This window comes from Nonomuraea sp. 3-1Str (assembly GCF_031570565.1).
Taxonomy (GTDB): domain Bacteria; phylum Actinomycetota; class Actinomycetes; order Streptosporangiales; family Streptosporangiaceae; genus Nonomuraea.
Genome location: NZ_JALHBK010000002.1, coordinates 308,044 through 324,288 on the forward strand (window position 1 = coordinate 308,044; position 16,245 = coordinate 324,288).

Below are 16,245 nucleotides of genomic sequence, written 5' to 3' on the forward strand. Positions count from 1 at the left end.
CCGTGGGACTGGGCGGGCGACGGCCTCAAGGGGGCGGTCCGCGAAGGGGCGGTCCGCGAGGAAGACGCGGGGGTGTCGAGAGAGGCGGGAGGGTGGCTGGGCAGGGTCAGCAGGTGTAGAGGCGGGCTCGGGCCGCTGCGGCGCGGTGGTCGGTGAAGGGTAAGGACTCCGCCAGTCGTTCGAGGATCTGCAGGTCGTCCCGGCCGTTGGCCGTCTGGGCGTAGGTCCACAGGTCGTCCGGCGAGCCGTGCAGCAGCAGGCAGGCGCGCACCTGGACCTCCAGCTCGTCGCGTTCGCGGCGGATCTCCGGCGACTCCGAGCGCGGCAGCAGCGGCCCGTTGTACGTGCGTGCCAGGGCCGCCGGGTTGTTGGCCGCCAGCAGGTGTCTCAGCTCCAGGAAGTCCGCCTCCACGGAGGAGGTGAGCCGGTACGGCTTGGCGCCGATGGTGCCGCGGAGCTGGGCGCGCAGCCGGTGGATCTCGGCCCGGATGGTGACCGGGTTGCCCGCGTCGCCGTACAGGTGGAAGGAGAGCTGCTCGGCGCTGAGGCCGCGCGGGTGGAGCGCGAGCAGGGCGAGGATCTCGGCGTGGCGGAGGGAGAGCGGCAGGCGGCGGTCGCTCACCGTGGCCGTCGGGACTCCCTCGCCGAGGAAGCCGAGGCGGAGCGGTGGCGGCGCGGGGGTCGTCGTGGCCGTCGTCGTGGCCGCCGTTGTGGCCCGTACCAGGTAGCCGCCGCAGAACGGCTCCATCGTCGCCACCCTGCCGTCGCGCAGCAGCAGGCGCTCGCCTCCGTTCGGGAGCTGCACGCGGTAGCCGAGGGCGCCGCCCGGGTCGCCGGCGATGACGCGGCCGGTGGCCGACAGCAGGACGGCGGGGCGGCCGCGCAGCGCCTCGTACCGGCGCAGGAGGCGCTCGTCGCGTTCGTACATGCGCAGCGCGAGCTCCGACTCGGCGAGCCGCGCGGCGGCGCCGACCAGGGCGGCGGTGGCCGGGTGCAGGCTGAGCGCGGTGCCGCTGACGTCGACGCAGCCGAGCAGCTCGCCCGAGTCGGGGTCGAGGATGGGGGCGGCGCTGCACGACCAGATGTGCAGCAGGCGCAGCAGGTGCTCGGCGGAGTAGACGTTGACCGGGCGCCTGACCCTCAGGGCGGTGCCGATGCCGTTGGTGCCCATGCGCTCCTCGGACCAGCCGTGGCCGTCGGTCAGGCCGATGGTGTCGGCGCGGCGCATGACGCCCGGGTTGCCGTCGCGCCACAGCACCCGGCCCTCCCTGTCGGTGATGACCACGACGTGCTGCGACTCGTCGGCCGTCCGCGCGAGCGTCTCGGTGAGCAGGGGGAGCACGGGGCGCAGGGGGTGGGATTCGCGCAGGTCGCCGAGGCGGGACAGGTCGAGGGCGAGCGGGGCGGGGCCGTCCTCCGGGTCCACGCCGGCCTGGATGGAGCGGCGCCAGGAGGCGGAGATGAGCCCGCGTGTCCCGTCGCTCGCCGCGCCCCCGCTGCCGGACCTGCTCCCGTCGCTCGGCGCACCCCCGCTGCCGGCCCGGCCCCCGTCGCTCGCAGCGCTCCCGTGAGCTCCGGGGGCGCCCCCGGAGGCTGCGGTGGCCGCGGCGGTCCCGGTGGTCGAGGTGGGCGTCGCGGGCCTGTCCGGGACCGCCGTGGTGGGCTCGGTCCTCCTGCGCCCGTCACGCGGTCGAGCGTCACCCGGCACGGCGTCACCCAGGTCGGCGTCACCCAGCAGGGAGTCACTCAGTGCGGCGTCGTGGGCGGCGTGCAGGCGGCGGGAGTACGCGTCGCGGTGGGCGTAACTCATCGGCCACTCCAAGTAGTCGACCCGTATGGCGAGCATCCGCGTTCAGGGTGGCCGGCGCAAGTGCTTCGACGGATCGCGCACAGTGATGACCCGATCGCAACGTGTGTGCAACGTGAGGAAGTCTACGGTCGGTCCTCGAACGCCGGCTCGGCGCGGCTGCTCCGGCCGGCGTGCCGGCCGGGTCTCGGACACTGGAGGGGGGCCGGGACCCGGCCGAACAAAACCCCCCGAGGGCGAAACACTGGTAAGCCCCCAGTACATGACGGGCCCCAAACACCGTAGGCTCGTGGCAGTCAAGAACGCGGAGCCACGAGGAGCGCACGACGGTGAACCCAGGGGATGTCAACCTGCAGCAGCTGCTGGAGCAGGCTCAGCTCATGCAGCAGCAGCTTGTGAGCGCCCAGCAGGAGCTCAACGACGCGCAGATCGAGGGCTCGGCCGGGGGCGGCCTGGTCACGGCGGTCGTCAACGGCTCGGGAGAGCTGCTGGAGCTGAAGATCAATCCGAGTGTCGTCGACACCGGCGACCCGCAGGACACGGCCGACACCATCGCCGACCTGGTGATCGCAGCCGTCCGCGACGCGGTCCGGGCGGCGGCCGACCTGCAGCAGGAGAAGCTCGGGCCGCTCGCGCAGGGGCTCGGCGGCGGCGGTCTCGGTCAGTTGCCAGGGTTCTAGACCATGTACGAAGGCGTCGTCCAGAACCTCATCGACGAGCTCGGGCTGCTGCCGGGGGTCGGGCCGAAGAGCGCGCAGCGCATCGCGTTCCACCTGCTGGCGGCAGATCCGGCCGACGTCAAGCGGCTGGCGCACGCTCTGTTGGAGGTCAAGGAGAAAGCCCGGTTCTGCCGGGTCTGCGGCAACGTGGCGTCCGAGGAGGAATGCCGCATCTGCCGCGACCCGCGCCGCGACACCCACGTGATCTGCGTGGTGGAGGAGTCGAAGGACGTCGTCGCGATCGAGAAGACGCGCGAGTTCCGCGGCACCTACCACGTGCTCGGCGGAGCGATCAGCCCGATCGACGGCATCGGGCCCGACGATCTGCGCATCCGCGAGCTCATGACGCGCCTGGCCGACGGCCGGGTCACGGAGCTGATCCTCGCCACGGACCCCAACCTGGAGGGCGAGGCGACGGCGACCTACCTGGCCAGGCTGGTCAAGCCGATGGGCATGAAGGTGACACGATTGGCCAGCGGCCTGCCCGTGGGCGGTGACCTGGAGTACGCCGACGAGGTGACGCTGGGCCGGGCGTTCGAAGGACGGAGGCTGTTGGATGTCTGACCAGTGGAGCGCGCTGGCCGAGGAGATCGCGGCGCACGCGCAGAACTACGTGGACGGCCTGACCAGGGTCGCGGGCGGCGAGGGCGGCGACGCGATCTGGTCGCTGTTGCTGGTCGAGGTGGCCCAGATGAGTCTGGCGGGAGCCAAGCTCGGCGCGAACGAGGACGTGATCCTCTCGGGGAACAACGAGCCCCCGCTGAGCGAGGACCCGGACATCGACGGCGTCCGCACCGCGCTGGCCGAGCGGCTGGGGGCGGTGGACGACTACGCCGAGGTGTTCGACCCGTACAAGGACACCAACGTCACGCCGTACCGGCTGTCCGACGACCTGACCGCGGTCGCCGCCGACCTGATCCACGGGCTGCGCCACTACCAGGCGGGCCGGCCGCACGAGGCGCTGTGGTGGTGGCAGTACTCCTACTTCAACACCTGGGGCAACCACGCGGGCGCGGCCATGAGGGCCCTCCAGGCGCTGGCCGCCCACTCCCGTCTCGACGTCGCGGAGGAGACCACGGCGGTCTGATCCGGTAGTCCACGGAGAGGACCTGGGCGTCCCACATAGTGGTATGAGCCAGCGGCCGCATGAGAAGCCCCCAGTAGACTGACAGCTCACAGTCCGAATCGGGAGACTCTCGTGGCGCTCGTTGTGCAAAAGTACGGTGGTTCGTCCGTCGCCGACGCGTCCTGCATCAAGCGGGTCGCGCAGCGGATCGTCGCGACGAAAAAAGCCGGCAACGACGTCGTCGTCATCGTCTCAGCGATGGGCGACACGACGGACGAGCTGCTCGACCTGGCCGAGCAGGTGTCGCCGCTGCCCCCGGGCCGCGAGCTCGACATGCTGCTGACCTCCGGCGAGCGCATCTCGATGGCCCTGCTGGCGATGGCGATCGCCAACCTGGGCCACGAGGCGCGGTCGTTCACGGGCTCGCAGGCGGGCGTGATCACCGACTCCACGCACGGCAAGGCGCGCATCATCGACGTGACGCCGAGCCGCATCCGCGAGGCGCTCGACCTCGGCCACATCGCGATCGTGGCCGGGTTCCAGGGCGTCTCGCAGGACACCAAGGACATCACCACGCTGGGCCGGGGCGGCTCCGACACGACCGCGGTGGCGCTCGCGGCGGCTCTGCAGGCCGACGTGTGCGAGATCTACACCGACGTGGACGGCATCTTCACCGCCGACCCGCGCATCGTGCCCCCGGCACGCAAGATCCCCAGGATCTCGTACGACGAGATGATGGAGATGGCGGCCTGCGGGGCCAAGATCCTCCACCTGCGGTGCGTCGAGTACGCGCGCCGGTTCGACCTGCCGATCCACGTCCGCAGTTCGTTCAGCACCAAGGAAGGCACCTGGGTCGTCTCCGACCCTTACACCGAAGGAACCGAGATGGAGCAGCCGATCATCTCCGGCGTCGCGCACGACCGGAGCGAGGCCAAGATCACCGTTGTCGGGGTGCCCGACAAGGTCGGCGAGGCTGCCGCGATCTTCAAAACTCTGGCCGACGCCGAGATCAACATTGACATGATCGTGCAGAACGTCTCGGCCGCGGCGACGGGCCGCACCGACATCTCCTTCACGCTGCCCACGGCCGACAGCTCGACCGCGTTGACGGCGCTGAAGAAGATCCAGGGTGACATCGCCTACGAGTCGCTGCTGTTCGACGACCAGATCGGCAAGGTTTCGCTGATCGGCGCGGGCATGCGGTCGCACCCCGGCGTCACCGCGACGTTCTTCGCGGCGCTCGCCGACGCGGGGGTCAACATCGAGATGATCTCCACCTCGGAGATCCGCATCTCAGTGGTCGTCGGGCAGGACGGCGTCGACGCGGCCGTGGCGGCCGCGCACAGCGCCTTCGACCTCGACGCCGACCAGGTCGAAGCCGTGGTGTACGGAGGTACCGGACGATGAGCAGGCCCAACCTCGCCCTGATCGGCGCCACCGGCGCCGTGGGAACCGTCATGCGCGACATCGTGTCGACCCGTGACGACATCTGGGGCGAGATCCGTCTCGTCGCCTCCCCGCGCTCCGCGGGCAAGACGCTGAAGGTGCGCGGCGAGGACGTCGTCGTCCAGGCCCTCGCGCCCGAGGTGTTCGACGGCATCGACATCGCCATCTTCGACGTCCCGGACGAGGTGGCGGCCGAGTGGGTGCCGATCGCGGCCCAGCGCGGCGCCATCGCGATCGACAAGTCCGGCACGTTCCGCATGGAGCCGGACGTCCCGCTGGTCGTGCCCGAGGTCAACCCGCAGGACGCGCGTCAGCGCCCCCGGGGCATCATCTCCACGCCCAACTGCACCACGCTGTCGATGATGGCGGCCATGGGCGCCCTGCACGCCGAGTACGGCCTGCAGGAGCTCGTCGTCGCGTCGTACCAGGCGGTCTCGGGCGCGGGCGTGGTGGGCCCGGCCCGGCTGTACGACGAGGTCGAGGCGCTGGCCGGCGACCGCTCCATCGGCCAGACGGCCGGCGACGTGCGCAAGGTCCTGGCCAACAAGCTGCCCGGCGACTCGCCGTTCCCGGCGCCCATCGCGTTCAACGTGGTGCCGTGGGCGGGCTCGCTGAAGGACGGCGGCTGGGCCTCCGAGGAGATCAAGCTCCGCAACGAGTCCCGCAAGATCCTCGGCATCCCCGGCCTCAAGGTCTCCGCGACCTGCGTCAGGGTGCCCGTGGTGACCACGCACTCGCTGGCCGTCCACGCCCGCTTCGAGCGGGAGATCACGGTCGCCGACGCCCACCGGGTGCTGGAGGCGGCGCCGACCGTGGTGCTCATGGACGACCCGGCCAACGGGGTCTACCCGACGCCGCTGGACGTGGTCGGCAACGACCCCACCTATGTGGGGCGGATCCGGCAGGCGATCGACTTCCCCAACACGCTCGACCTGTTCGTGTGCGGCGACAACCTGCGCAAGGGCGCCGCCCTCAACGCGGCGGAGATCGCCGAGCTGGTCGCGCGCGAGCTGTAGGGCCTGCTCCGCTCGTCGGGCCGCGGCTTCTGGCCGCGGCCCGTCGAGGTTTTCTGGGGCTCCTCACACCCGTTCGTGGGCGTGGCGCACAGGGCCGTGGGCGTGTGCTGCCGCGGGCCGTGGGCGTGTGTGCGGTGCCGGCTCTTCGGATGGCGCTGCGCGTGCGGGCTCAGTACGCGTGCAGGCTCAGTACGCATGCACGCTCAGTACGCGTACCGGTGCGGTGGCGCGTGTGTACCAGTGGGTGGCGCGGTGGCGCCCGATGCTGGCGTGGTGGCCCGGATTCTGCCGGGCGGGGGACGTTCGTCGGTGTGACCGGATGCAAGGCGTCCCCTGGTCGCGCGGTGGAGCCGTCAGCGGAACAGGATGTCCCAGTGGTCCGGCTCGTCGGCGAAGATGGTGCCGGCCTCCGAGCGGTACAGAGGCGAGCCGTCGCCCCGGGTCTCGGTGCGCGGGTAGTGGTCGGTGATGTACCGGTCGATGCAGCGGTTGTGTGCGATGTCGAGCTTGTAGCCGGCGCCGTGGCTGTAGCGGCCGGGCGCGTGGCCCACCTCGGTGCCGCCGGTCACCGTGATCCGGCAGTCGCTCTCCTCCTTGAGCTCGATGATCCGGCTGATCGTCCCGGTTCGGACGGACTCCAGCGACGTACAGGTGAAGACCTGCCGGTTCGTGCAGTGTCCGGAGGACTTGTAGCGCATCCCCGCCTCCTCCAGGAAGCCGGCGGCGAGGTCGTGCGACATCCGCACCATCGGCGCGTTGCGGGCGCGGACCTGCTCCAGGTCCGGCGTCTGCGATGCCCGGTGCTTGGCGGAGCCCCGTCGCGGGAGGATGACGGAGTACGACCTGATGATCACTGGCGGTGTCATCCGCTGCTCCCCGTCACGTGTCATGGGAGCGGCCGCAGCAGCGGACGCCAGCGCGATTATGGAGATCTCAATGCCGAGGAACGCGGCCAGCAGAGGCCGCACTCTTCCACGTATCCACATGTCGGTGCCTTTTCGCGGAAATAGCCCTTCCGCCTGAAAACATCAATCCCATGCTTCACACCGGATAACTCCCGTCGCTCAGGGATTTTGCCTTGTGGCGGCGATCACCGTGCGGCTCCATGACCTGACCCGGTACGAACCCGTAAAGTGACCAGCGTGTCCGAAGCCCGAAACCGAGGATCGGAGAGCACCCGAGAGGTCATCGTCGAGACGGCATTGCGACTGTTCCGGGAGCGCGGCTTCGACGCGACGACCATGCGCGCCATCGCGACCGAGGCCGGGGTGTCCGTGGGTAACGCCTACTACTACTTCGAGAGCAAGGAGGCGTTGATCCAGGCGTACTACGACCGCGCCCAGACCGAGCACGAGGTCGCCTGCCGCGAGCTGCTCGACACGGAGACCTCCTTCGCCGCGCGGCTCAGCGGCGTGCTGCGCGAGTGGGTGCGCGTGTCGGAGCCGTACCACGAGTTCGCGGTGAAGTTCTTCAAGCACGCGGCGGAGCCCACCAACCCGCTGAGCCCGTTCAGCGCGCAGACCTCGCCGGCGCGTGAGGCGTCGATCGCCATCTACCGGCAGGTCGTCGAGGGCTCGCGCGACCGCATGAACCAGGACCTGCGCGAGGAGCTGCCCGAGCTGCTGTGGCTGCTGTCGATGGGCATGGTGCTGTTCTGGGTGCATGACACCTCGCCGGGCTGTGAGCGCACGTACCGGCTGATCGACGTGACCGTGCCGCTGGTGGACCGGCTGGTGGGGCTGTCGCACCTGCCGGGGCTGCGGGGGATCACCAAGGACTTCATCGCGGCGGTGCACGAGCTGCGGGCGTGAGCCTCTCCGCGACGGCATACCGCCCGGTTGGTATGGTCGCCGGAACACGGATGCCGAGCCGGAGGCCGCGATGACGGAGCAGACCACTCAGCACACGACGGGGCACACGACCGGGCAGACCACCCAGCAGAGCTGGGGCATGACCCTTCCCTTCCAGGATCGCTCGCTGGCGGACTCGCGCGAGCTGGTCGAGGGGCTGCCCGCCCTCGGCTACACCGATGTCTGGTCGGCCGAGGTGAGCGGGGTGGACGGGTTCGTGCCGCTGGCGCTGACCGCGCAGTGGGCGCCCCAGGTGCGGCTGGGCACGGCGATCGTGCCCGTCTCGACGCGCGGGCCGGGCCTGCTGGCCATGTCCGCCGCCACGCTGGCCGACCTGGCTCCCGGCCGGTTCGTGCTCGGCATCGGGTCGTCCTCGCCGGCGATCGTCGAGCGCTGGAACGCGGGCACGTTCACCAAGCCGTACGCCCGGACCCGGGACACCCTGCGCTTCCTCAGGAGGGCGCTGGCGGGCGAGAAGGTGACCGAGACGTACGAGACGTTCGAGATCAGCGGGTTCAAGCTGGAGCGAGCACCCGTGGAGCCGCCCAGGATCGTGCTGGCGGCGCTGCGGCCCCGCATGCTGGGGCTGGCGGCCGAGGAGGCGGACGGGGCCATCACGAACTGGCTCTCGCCCGAGGACGTGCAGAAGGTGCGCGCCGAGATCGGGCCGGACACGGAGCTGATCGCGCGGCTGTTCGTGTGCGTGAGCGAGGACGCGGACCGGGTGCGGGCGCTGGCTCGCCGGATGCTCGCCGCGTATCTGACCGTGCCGGTGTACGCGGCCTTCCACGAGTGGCTGGGGCGTGGCGAGGTGCTGCGGCCCATGCGGGAGGCATGGGCGGTGGGCGACCGGCAGGCGGCGCTCAAGGCCATCCCCGACGAGGTGGTGGACGCGCTGGTGGTGCACGGGGACGCGGCGACGTGCCGGGCCCGGATCCGCGAGTACGTGGCCAACGGGCTGGACACGCCCGTCCTCGCGCCCGTCCCCGGCGGTGAGGTGCCGCTGGAGCAGGCCGTACGGGATCTCGCCCCCACCGCCTGACCTCCCGGGGAACTCCGGGCGCCGGCTAACGCGTTATGTCGTGAGAGGCCGGGGTAGAGGGGGCGCATGATGGCGAAAGCAGCACGGGCCGCAGCGGCCTGGCGGGTGTACCGGGACGTCAAGAAGCCCGGCACCCCCGGCGTGATGGCGCGCCTGCGGGCGATCCCGCGACTGATCGGCGCGGTGATGAGCGGCCGGTACGCGGGCATGGGCAAGGGCAAGCTGGCCATGATGGGCCTCGGCGTGCTCTACCTGATCTCCCCGATCGATCTCGTGCCGGACTTCCTCGTCCTGATCGGCGTCGCGGACGACTTCGGGGTCTTCCTCTGGCTGATGGCGTCCCTGCTCGGCGAGAGCGGCCGCTACCTCGACCACGAGCGCAAGGTCGTGCACGGCACGCTCGACGCCTAGACGAGCGGGTCCCGAGCCGTCTAGATCTCCTCCATGCGGAGCCAGGCGCGTGACGGCAGCGGGTGTCCGAACAGCCGGGCCGCGTTGCCGTACGCGACCCTGGCGATGTCGGCGGGTGGCAGCGCTCCCAAACTGCGCGCGACGGACTTCTGCGTGTCGGGCCAGGTCGAGTCGGAGTGCGGGTAGCCGCTCTCCTGGAGCACGTGGTCGAGCCCGACCGCCAGCCGTACCCCCGACAGCGCGTGGTCGTTCAGCGTGCCGAAGAAGAAGTTGCGGCGCAGCACCTCGCTGGGCTTGAGGCCGCCGTCCCACTGCGCCTCGCCCGCCACGGGGTGGTCGAGCGCGTAGTCGGCCCGCTCGGCGAGCAGCGGCAGCCAGCCCACGCCGCCCTCGACGATGAGGACGCGCAGGTCGGGGAAGCGCAGCGGGACGCCGGACCACAGCCAGTCGGCGCAGGCGAACATCGCGCTCGTCGGGATCAGCGTGGTGATGGCCTCGATGGGCGTGTCGGGCGAGGGCACGGGCGACCAGCTCGACGCCCCGGTGTGCAGGGCGACGACCGTGCCGGTCTCCTCGCAGGCGGCGAAGAACGGGTCCCAGTGGCCGCTGTGGATCGACGGCAGCCGCAGCCGCGTCGGGAACTCGGGGAACACCACGGCCTTGAACCCGCGCGAGGCGTTGGCCCGGATCTCCTTGGCGGCGACGTCGGGGTCCGGCAGCCAGGGCAGCTGCAGGCCGATGATCCGCTCGGGGTAGGTGCCGGCCCAGACGTCGATGTGCCAGTCGTTCCACGCGCGGACGAGGGCGAGGCCGAGCTCCTGGTCGCGGGTCTTGGCGAACGGCATGCCGGCCTGGTTGGCCAGCATGCCGGGGAAGCACAGGGCCGCCCAGACACCGGCCAGGTCCATGTCCTCGATGCGCGCCTCGATGTCGTGGCAGCCGGGGCGCATGCTCTCGAAGCGGATGGGGTCCAGGGTCCACTGCTCGCGGGGGAGGCCGGCGCCGACGTCCATACCCGCGCACGGGTAGGTGGCGCCGCCGTAGCGCCAGACCTGGTGACCGGCCTCCGTCTCCACGACCTTGGGCGCGACTTCGGCATATTTCTCCGCGAGCCGGCCCTCGAAGAGGTCAGGGGGCTCGATCAGGTGATCGTCGGCGGAGATGATCACATAGTCGCGCCGCCTCGGATCCGGATCGGGGAGCAGCGGCGTAGTCACGCAGGTAACCGTACGACGGCGGGATAACGTCGAACAAGCTGCGACGTCTCCGTTGGATATCCACCGCGGCTCCGCCGGACGCCCGGCACGGCTCGGTCCCCGAGGCCCGGGACCGCCTGGAGGGGGATGACGGACGATCCCGGACCGTGCGGGGTCCGCTCCGTGAGGGTGCCGCTCACGCGAACCCCGGTGCGCCCCCTACCCACCGGAGATCGACTCAGTCCGGCTCGCCGGGCCGGCCGCGGGATCGTCCGGGGAGCCGGCGCCTTCGCGGCTCCTCAGGTCGGCCGCCTCGCGCCGGATCAGCAGGATCCAGCCGCCGATGGCCACGCCGATGAACAGCCACCACTGCACGCCGTAGGCCAGGTTGAGGCCGCCTCCGGCGCCCACGTCCGGCTCGGGGACAGGCTCGGGCGCGGGGTCGGTGGCCGGTTTCTGCTGCGTGAGCTCGACGTATCCGTCCACCAGCCGGTACGGCAGGCCCTTGCCGATCGAGGCCGCGTTGATGAGCAGGACCTGGCCGGGCGGCAGGCCGGGGCGGTCCCTGATGCCGCTGGACTCCTCGGTCTCGCTCAGCCGTAGCCGTCCGGTGACAGTTACCTGACCTGCCGGTGGCGGGGGCACGTCCGGCGGGGTGTCGGCGGTCGCGCCGGCCTTCACCCAGCCGCGGTTGACGATCACGGCCCGGCCGTCGCCCAGCACCAGGGGCGTGAGCACGTAGAAGCCCGCCCGGCCGTCCTGGGGGCGCCGGCGCACCGCCAGCCCGTGGGTGGCGTCATAGGTGCCGGCCGCGGTCACGGTGCGGTAGCGGTCGGACTCCTTGACGGCCTGGCCGGCCAGGCTCTCCAGGGGCACCGGAGCGGCCTCGAGGTTGGCGGTGACCTGGTGGCTGTTGGCCGAGCGCTCCTCGAACCGTCCGAACTGCCAGCGTCCCAGGAACACGAAGGCGGGGATCACGAGCAGCACCACGACGTGGAGCGCGACCCAGCGGGGCGTCAGCAGGAACCGGTACACCCTTCAAGGGTAGGCACCGCCCCCTGTGCCTCCTCACCTGCCTGGCCTCGCCTCGCGCGACGCGACGGGGGCGCACCGTACCCCATCCGCCGTGGCGCGGGCGTGACCTTATCGCAATCTGGTCGAAACCCTTACCGAAAGCCAGTTGATCGCGTACGGTCGTGATTCGTGCCGCGCGGCCCGCACGGGAACCGCGGACTCCCCTCAGCCGAGCCCCCCGAGAGGCCCTCCAGCAGCCCCATGACCGTGCTTGCCGCGCCCCCCGAAGGGCACGTGTTCGAGCTGCCCAAGCTCGCCGCCCTGCTCCGCCACGCCGTTCCGCGGGTGGTCGAGGGCATGATCCTCCCGGTCGCCGTCTTCTACGTGGGTCTGGTCGTCTCCGGGTTCGCCGGCGGCGTGGTGGTGGCCGTGGCGTGGGTGTACGGCGGAGTGCTCTACCGGCTCGTCCGGGGCAGGAGCGTGCCGGGCGCGGTGCTGCTGGCCGCCGGCATGGTGACCGTGCGGGCGGTGCTGGCGTTGCTGGCGGACAGCCCGGTGCTGTTCTTCCTCCAGCCGACCCTGGGCGTGTTCTGCGCGAGCGCGGGCTTCCTGGGGACCGCGCGGGTGCGCAGGCCGCTGGCCCGGCGGGTGGCGGAGGACCTCGTGCCGCTGCCGGCGCATGTGATGGAGGAGCCGGTCATGCGGCGCTTCTTCACGCGTCAGTCGCTCGTCTGGGGCTGCGCCCAGCTCGGCAACGCGACGCTGAGCCTGTGGCTGCTGCTGAGCCAGACGATCGAGACGTACCTGCTCGTCCGGACGTCGGCGGTCGCGGTGCTGCTGTCGGGGGCGGCGCTGCTGACGCTGCTGGACTTCCGTCGCTGCCTGCGCGCCCTCCGCTCCACCTCCTGAGCCGCGAAGGCCGCTCCACCTCCTGAGCCGCGAACGGCCGCTTCACCTCATGAGTCGCCGAGGCCGCACGGCTAGGCCGTCCGGAGGCGGGTCCCCGGGCCGGGCAGGGCGGTGACCTGGCGGGGGCCCTCGACGTCGTGACCCTCCTCGCAGCGCAGGTGCAGCTCGATCGCGGCGCCGCAGTCGCGGTGCGTCAGCAGGACCGGGGGGCCGGCGGCGTCGGTGGGGTACTTGTCGCCCCAGTGCATGAGCGCCACCAGCAGCGGATAGAGGTCGCGGCCCTTGTCGGTCAGCCGGTACTCGTCGCGCTGGCGCTGGCCGGGCTCGCGGTACGGCTCCTTCCGCAACAGGCCCTCCTCGACCAGCCGGGCGAGCCGGGCGCTCAGGACTTGACGGGGTGCGCCGGTGGCGGCCTGCATGTCGGCGAAACGGCGTACCCCTCGGAACGCCTCACGCAGCACCAGGAACGTCCATTTCTCCCCGACGACTTCCAGGGTGCGCTCGATGGAGCAGTTTTCAACCCGGAAAGGCAGGATCATGCGTCATATCATACCTGAGTTCAATTGACAGACTCAGACGTCACGCGGGAAGCTGAGTCCATGTTGGGAACTCAGATCCGTCCCGCCCGCCCCGACGACGTGGAGCGGATCGGGCGCTTCCTGTCCGGGCTCTCGCTGCAGACCCGGACGCTGCGCTTCTTCACCGGCTTCAGCCGGCCGGCCGCGAGCATGGTGCGCACGCTCCTCGCGCTGGACGAGCGGCGGGACGCCCTGGTGGCCACGCTCGACGGCGAGATCGTCGGCCACGCCATGAGCTACCGGGGCGGCACGGCCGACGTGGAGATCGCCGTGGTGGTGACCGACCAGTGGCAGGGCCTCGGGCTCGGGCCGCGGCTGATCGACACGCTGCTGCTCAGGGCCGCCGTACGCGGCGCGACGACGGTCGGGATGGACGTCCTCGGGGAGAACCGGCGGGCGCTGAGGATGATCCGCCGGCAGTGGCCCGACGCCACGATGAAGGTCGCTTCCGGGTCCGTCGAGGTGACGGCTATGATCAATCGGACGCCCGTATTTGCGGAATAACGTTCTGGTGCCTCACCATTGACAACGTGAAGAGTGCCAAGAACGGACGCGACGGGCGTACCCGGATCATCGAGGGAGCCCTGCGCCGATTCAGCCAGGACGGGGTCTCGGCCACCACGCTGGCCAGCCTCCGCGAGGAGAGCGGCGTCAGCGTCGGCAGCTTCTACCACCACTTCGCCAGCAAGGAGCACGTCTTCGGCGTGCTGTACGCCGAGATCCTGGAGGCCTACCAGGAGGCGTTCATCGCCGAGCTGGAGAAGCACGAGTCGGCCCGCGACGGCATCGAGGCCGTCGTCGCCCTCCACATGCGCTGGGCGGGCGAGCACCCCGAGCGTGCCAGGCTCCTCGTGAGCGAGCGCCCGCCGCGCAAGCACGAGCCGGGCGGCGCCGAGGTCGCCGAGCAGCGCAGGGGCTTCTTCCGCCGCGTCTCCGACTGGTGGCGGCCGCACATGCACAACGGCCTGCTCCAGCCCGTGCACCCGACCATGTGCTACGTCCTGTGGCTCGGCCCGGCGCAGGAGATGTGCCGGCTGTGGTTCGCCGGCGCTCACACGCCGACGGACGAGGAGATCAGGGGGCTGGGCGAGGCCGCCTGGCAGAGCCTGCGCCAGCGCGCCGAGAGCTGATCGGGCAGGGAGCGCAGCAGACCTCAGGCGACCTGGCGGACCCGGGTGGCCACCCGCCAGCACGCCTTGTCGAGTGAGATGTCGAGCCGCAGGTCGCCGCGCTGCCTGCGCAGGCCGGGCACCCGCACGCGGGCGTGCACGTCGTACCGCCCCCTGTGCGGGTAGCCGAAGCCGAGCTCGCCGGGCAGCACCCGGAGGTCGTCGCGGTTGCCGCAGCGCGGGCAGGTCCACGACACCAGGTCCAGGCCGCGGTTGTAGTCGGAGCAGGCGCGGAAGTACTCGTCCGGCACGAACCGGGACTCGCAGGCCAGGCACGGGATGAGCATGGGTTCCGCTCCTCTTTCGAACGGCGAGCTGGGTCCCTAAGAGATATCGCGCCCGGCTTGTCCCGCGCTTGCAGAACGCTTGGGTATCTCGGTCACAGTACGGTCACTGTGGGTATCGGATCATGCGCGGGCCTTTGCGATGAAAGGATGGACCCTGTGGAACTGGCACGACTGCGCGACCACCTGCTGGAGAACGGCTACACGATCGACGGCGTCCGCGACCGCCTGGGTGACGTGGCGGCCTCGGCGCTGGCGCGTGAGGAGCTGGTGCCGGCGCTGCGCGCGACGGCGGACGGCGATCCGCTGGGCACGTTGATCAGGCTGTGGTGGCTCGGTGTGCCGGTTCCGGCCGACCGGCTGCCGGCGGTGGTGCGCGAGTGCGGGCTGGTCGGCGCGGACGGCGGCGCCGGCGACGGCATGGTGCGGGCCGAGGTGCATCTCCAGCCGTGGGAGACCGGCGGTTACGTGGTCTCCGACCGCAAGGTGCGCCCCGGCGACCCGGCCCTGCGCCCCGGCCACGTGGTGGGCGCGGGCGGCGCCTCGGCGAACCTCGCCCAGCTCGCCACCCGCCGCCCCGTGGGCCGGGCCCTGGATCTCGGCACGGGCTGCGGCGTGCAGGTGCTGCACCTGGCGGACCGGGCCGGGGAGATCACCGCCACGGACGTCAACCCGCGCGCCGTCGAGCTGGCGCGGCTCAGCTGGGAGCTGTCGGGGATCACGGGGGTGGACGCCCGCACGGGGTCGATGTTCGAGCCGGTCGAGGACGAGCTGTTCGACCTGGTCGTGTCCAACCCGCCGTTCGTCATCTCGCCCGGCGGCCACCTGACGTACCGCGAGACGGGCGGCGACGGCGACGACTTCTGCCGCGACCTCGTACGGCGGGCGCCCCGCCACCTCAGCCCCGGCGGACAGGCGCACTTCCTGGCCAACTGGATGCACGTCGAGGGCGATGACTGGCGCGACCGCGTGGGCGGCTGGCTGGCGGGCACCGGCTGCGACGCCTGGGTGGTGGAGCGCGACGTCCAGGACCCCGCCGAGTACGTCGAGCTGTGGCTGCGCGACGCGGCCGAGCAGGGCACCCCCGGCTACACGGAGCACTACGACCGCTGGCTGTCGTGGTTCGACGAGCGGAAGGTGGAGGCGGTCGGCTTCGGCTGGATCTCCATGCGCAACTCCGGCACGCTCGACCCCGTCGTACGCCTGGAGCGGCTCACCCACCAGGTCTCGCTGCCGGTGGGCGACTACGTCGACCGCGTGCTCGACGCCATCGCGACGGCCCACCGCGTCGAGGACCTCCAGACGGCGCGGCTGCGCACGGCCGAGGGACTGCTGGACGAGCGCGTCGGACTGCCCGGGGCCGAGGACCCGATGCGGATCGTGCTGCGCCAGACGGACGGCCTGCGCCGCAGCAGGGAGGTCGGCACGGTGGAGGCGGCGCTGGCCGGGGTGTGCGACGGGGACCTGGCGCTGGGCCCGCTGCTCAACGTGATCGCCGAGCTGGTCGGCGACGGCCAGGTGCTGGGCGCCGACGCCCTTCGCCCCCTCATCGCCGAGGGCTACTTCACGCTTTGACTCCGCGAGTCACAACGGCGTTGACCGGTGTGGCAATCCGGTGTTGATCCGATGTTGAGCCCTCGGGTGGAGGCTCTGGAGCACGACACCGGCCCCGGGGGGTTCGAGGCCGGTGCCGGGTCCGGCCGGTCGTCTGTGTGAGGCGGCTGGCCGTCGCGCGGAG

Annotated in this window: 18 protein-coding genes; 12 read left to right on the forward strand and 6 right to left on the reverse strand. The window is 71.4% G+C overall.

Annotation, left to right across the window (positions count from 1 at the left end; translation table 11 throughout):
* Nucleotides 1–106 precede the first annotated feature (106 nt).
* Nucleotides 107–1,846 carry a GAF domain-containing protein gene (locus MTP10_RS05200; protein WP_310707832.1) on the reverse strand — a complete coding sequence of 580 codons (1,740 nt, stop codon included), beginning with the start codon at nt 1,844–1,846 and terminating at the stop codon, nt 107–109.
* Between the two features lie 290 nt (nt 1,847–2,136).
* On the opposite strand from MTP10_RS05200, the gene MTP10_RS05205 reads away from it, so the two are divergent.
* The 5 genes from MTP10_RS05205 (at nt 2,137) to MTP10_RS05225 (ending at nt 6,054) form a co-directional block, all read left to right on the forward strand.
* Nucleotides 2,137–2,487, forward strand: a complete 351-nt coding sequence (locus tag MTP10_RS05205) for a YbaB/EbfC family nucleoid-associated protein (protein WP_310707833.1) — start codon at nt 2,137–2,139, stop codon at nt 2,485–2,487.
* A 3-nt stretch (nt 2,488–2,490) separates the two neighbouring features.
* A complete protein-coding gene (recR, locus tag MTP10_RS05210; protein WP_175590161.1) occupies nt 2,491–3,090 on the forward strand; it encodes a recombination mediator RecR in 600 nt (199 codons plus the stop codon).
* On the forward strand, nt 3,083–3,613 hold the full coding sequence (locus tag MTP10_RS05215; protein ID WP_310707834.1) for a DUF5063 domain-containing protein: 531 nt from the start codon (nt 3,083–3,085) through the stop codon (nt 3,611–3,613). Before recR ends, MTP10_RS05215 begins: the two co-directional genes overlap by 8 nt.
* Before the next feature lie 111 nt (nt 3,614–3,724).
* Nucleotides 3,725–4,999 carry an aspartate kinase gene (locus tag MTP10_RS05220; protein WP_310707835.1) on the forward strand — a complete coding sequence of 425 codons (1,275 nt, stop codon included), beginning with the start codon at nt 3,725–3,727 and terminating at the stop codon, nt 4,997–4,999.
* Nucleotides 4,996–6,054 carry an aspartate-semialdehyde dehydrogenase gene (locus tag MTP10_RS05225; protein ID WP_310707836.1) on the forward strand — a complete coding sequence of 353 codons (1,059 nt, stop codon included), beginning with the start codon at nt 4,996–4,998 and terminating at the stop codon, nt 6,052–6,054. The genes MTP10_RS05220 and MTP10_RS05225 overlap by 4 nt, the downstream gene beginning before the upstream one ends.
* Before the next feature lie 353 nt (nt 6,055–6,407).
* Here the strand turns inward: MTP10_RS05225 and MTP10_RS05230 are convergent, their stop codons facing one another.
* The gene (locus MTP10_RS05230) at nt 6,408–6,920 is read right to left on the reverse strand and encodes a hypothetical protein (RefSeq protein WP_310707837.1); all 513 of its coding nucleotides are present in this window, start codon (nt 6,918–6,920) and stop codon (nt 6,408–6,410) included.
* A gap of 276 nt (nt 6,921–7,196) precedes the next feature.
* Between MTP10_RS05230 and MTP10_RS05235 the strand changes: the two genes are divergently transcribed.
* From MTP10_RS05235 to MTP10_RS05245, 3 genes are all read left to right on the forward strand, one after another.
* Nucleotides 7,197–7,865 carry a TetR family transcriptional regulator gene (locus tag MTP10_RS05235; RefSeq protein ID WP_310707838.1) on the forward strand — a complete coding sequence of 223 codons (669 nt, stop codon included), beginning with the start codon at nt 7,197–7,199 and terminating at the stop codon, nt 7,863–7,865.
* 139 nt (nt 7,866–8,004) lie between these two features.
* Nucleotides 8,005–8,946, forward strand: coding sequence for an LLM class F420-dependent oxidoreductase (locus MTP10_RS05240; protein WP_397334424.1), 942 nt, complete (start codon nt 8,005–8,007; stop codon nt 8,944–8,946).
* Between the two features lie 66 nt (nt 8,947–9,012).
* Nucleotides 9,013–9,357: a YkvA family protein gene (locus MTP10_RS05245; RefSeq protein WP_310707840.1), complete on the forward strand. Its 345-nt coding sequence runs from the start codon at nt 9,013–9,015 to the stop codon at nt 9,355–9,357.
* A gap of 20 nt (nt 9,358–9,377) precedes the next feature.
* Here MTP10_RS05245 and MTP10_RS05250 read toward each other — a convergent pair whose 3' ends face one another.
* Both MTP10_RS05250 and MTP10_RS05255 read right to left on the reverse strand, forming a co-directional pair.
* Complete coding sequence (locus tag MTP10_RS05250; protein WP_310707841.1) at nt 9,378–10,574, reverse strand: amidohydrolase family protein; 1,197 nt, start codon at nt 10,572–10,574, stop codon at nt 9,378–9,380.
* A gap of 198 nt (nt 10,575–10,772) precedes the next feature.
* Complete coding sequence (locus MTP10_RS05255; protein ID WP_310707842.1) at nt 10,773–11,588, reverse strand: SURF1 family protein; 816 nt, start codon at nt 11,586–11,588, stop codon at nt 10,773–10,775.
* Nucleotides 11,589–11,828: 240 nt separating this feature from the next.
* On the opposite strand from MTP10_RS05255, the gene MTP10_RS05260 reads away from it, so the two are divergent.
* Complete coding sequence (locus MTP10_RS05260; RefSeq protein ID WP_310707843.1) at nt 11,829–12,476, forward strand: VC0807 family protein; 648 nt, start codon at nt 11,829–11,831, stop codon at nt 12,474–12,476.
* 71 nt (nt 12,477–12,547) lie between these two features.
* Here MTP10_RS05260 and MTP10_RS05265 read toward each other — a convergent pair whose 3' ends face one another.
* Nucleotides 12,548–13,015, reverse strand: a complete 468-nt coding sequence (locus MTP10_RS05265) for a helix-turn-helix domain-containing protein (protein WP_310707844.1) — start codon at nt 13,013–13,015, stop codon at nt 12,548–12,550.
* A gap of 60 nt (nt 13,016–13,075) precedes the next feature.
* Between MTP10_RS05265 and MTP10_RS05270 the strand changes: the two genes are divergently transcribed.
* Nucleotides 13,076–13,558, forward strand: coding sequence for a GNAT family N-acetyltransferase (locus MTP10_RS05270; RefSeq protein WP_310707845.1), 483 nt, complete (start codon nt 13,076–13,078; stop codon nt 13,556–13,558).
* 26 nt (nt 13,559–13,584) lie between these two features.
* Nucleotides 13,585–14,184 (forward strand): TetR/AcrR family transcriptional regulator, encoded by a 600-nt coding sequence (locus MTP10_RS05275; protein WP_310707846.1) that lies wholly within the window; start codon nt 13,585–13,587, stop codon nt 14,182–14,184.
* Nucleotides 14,185–14,207: 23 nt separating this feature from the next.
* Here MTP10_RS05275 and MTP10_RS05280 read toward each other — a convergent pair whose 3' ends face one another.
* Nucleotides 14,208–14,510 (reverse strand): hypothetical protein, encoded by a 303-nt coding sequence (locus tag MTP10_RS05280; RefSeq protein ID WP_310707847.1) that lies wholly within the window; start codon nt 14,508–14,510, stop codon nt 14,208–14,210.
* A gap of 147 nt (nt 14,511–14,657) precedes the next feature.
* On the opposite strand from MTP10_RS05280, the gene MTP10_RS05285 reads away from it, so the two are divergent.
* Complete coding sequence (locus tag MTP10_RS05285) at nt 14,658–16,082, forward strand: methyltransferase (RefSeq protein ID WP_310707848.1); 1,425 nt, start codon at nt 14,658–14,660, stop codon at nt 16,080–16,082.
* Nucleotides 16,083–16,245 lie beyond the last annotated feature (163 nt).

Excerpts from the sequence above, each read along its gene's own strand:
- MTP10_RS05270 (WP_310707845.1), top strand. The coding sequence starts at position 13,076 with ATGTTGGGAACTCAGATCCGTCCCGCCCGCCCCGACGACGTGGAGCGG.
- MTP10_RS05265 (WP_310707844.1), bottom strand. The coding sequence starts at position 13,015 with ATGATCCTGCCTTTCCGGGTTGAAAACTGCTCCATCGAGCGCACCCTG.
- MTP10_RS05280 (WP_310707847.1), bottom strand. The coding sequence starts at position 14,510 with ATGCTCATCCCGTGCCTGGCCTGCGAGTCCCGGTTCGTGCCGGACGAG.
- recR (WP_175590161.1), top strand. The coding sequence starts at position 2,491 with ATGTACGAAGGCGTCGTCCAGAACCTCATCGACGAGCTCGGGCTGCTG.
- MTP10_RS05260 (WP_310707843.1), top strand. The coding sequence starts at position 11,829 with ATGACCGTGCTTGCCGCGCCCCCCGAAGGGCACGTGTTCGAGCTGCCC.
- MTP10_RS05245 (WP_310707840.1), top strand. The coding sequence starts at position 9,013 with ATGATGGCGAAAGCAGCACGGGCCGCAGCGGCCTGGCGGGTGTACCGG.
- MTP10_RS05215 (WP_310707834.1), top strand. The coding sequence starts at position 3,083 with ATGTCTGACCAGTGGAGCGCGCTGGCCGAGGAGATCGCGGCGCACGCG.
- MTP10_RS05240 (WP_397334424.1), top strand. The coding sequence starts at position 8,005 with ATGACCCTTCCCTTCCAGGATCGCTCGCTGGCGGACTCGCGCGAGCTG.
- MTP10_RS05200 (WP_310707832.1), bottom strand. The coding sequence starts at position 1,846 with ATGCTCGCCATACGGGTCGACTACTTGGAGTGGCCGATGAGTTACGCC.
- MTP10_RS05230 (WP_310707837.1), bottom strand. The coding sequence starts at position 6,920 with ATGACACCGCCAGTGATCATCAGGTCGTACTCCGTCATCCTCCCGCGA.
- MTP10_RS05225 (WP_310707836.1), top strand. The coding sequence starts at position 4,996 with ATGAGCAGGCCCAACCTCGCCCTGATCGGCGCCACCGGCGCCGTGGGA.
- MTP10_RS05285 (WP_310707848.1), top strand. The coding sequence starts at position 14,658 with ATGGACCCTGTGGAACTGGCACGACTGCGCGACCACCTGCTGGAGAAC.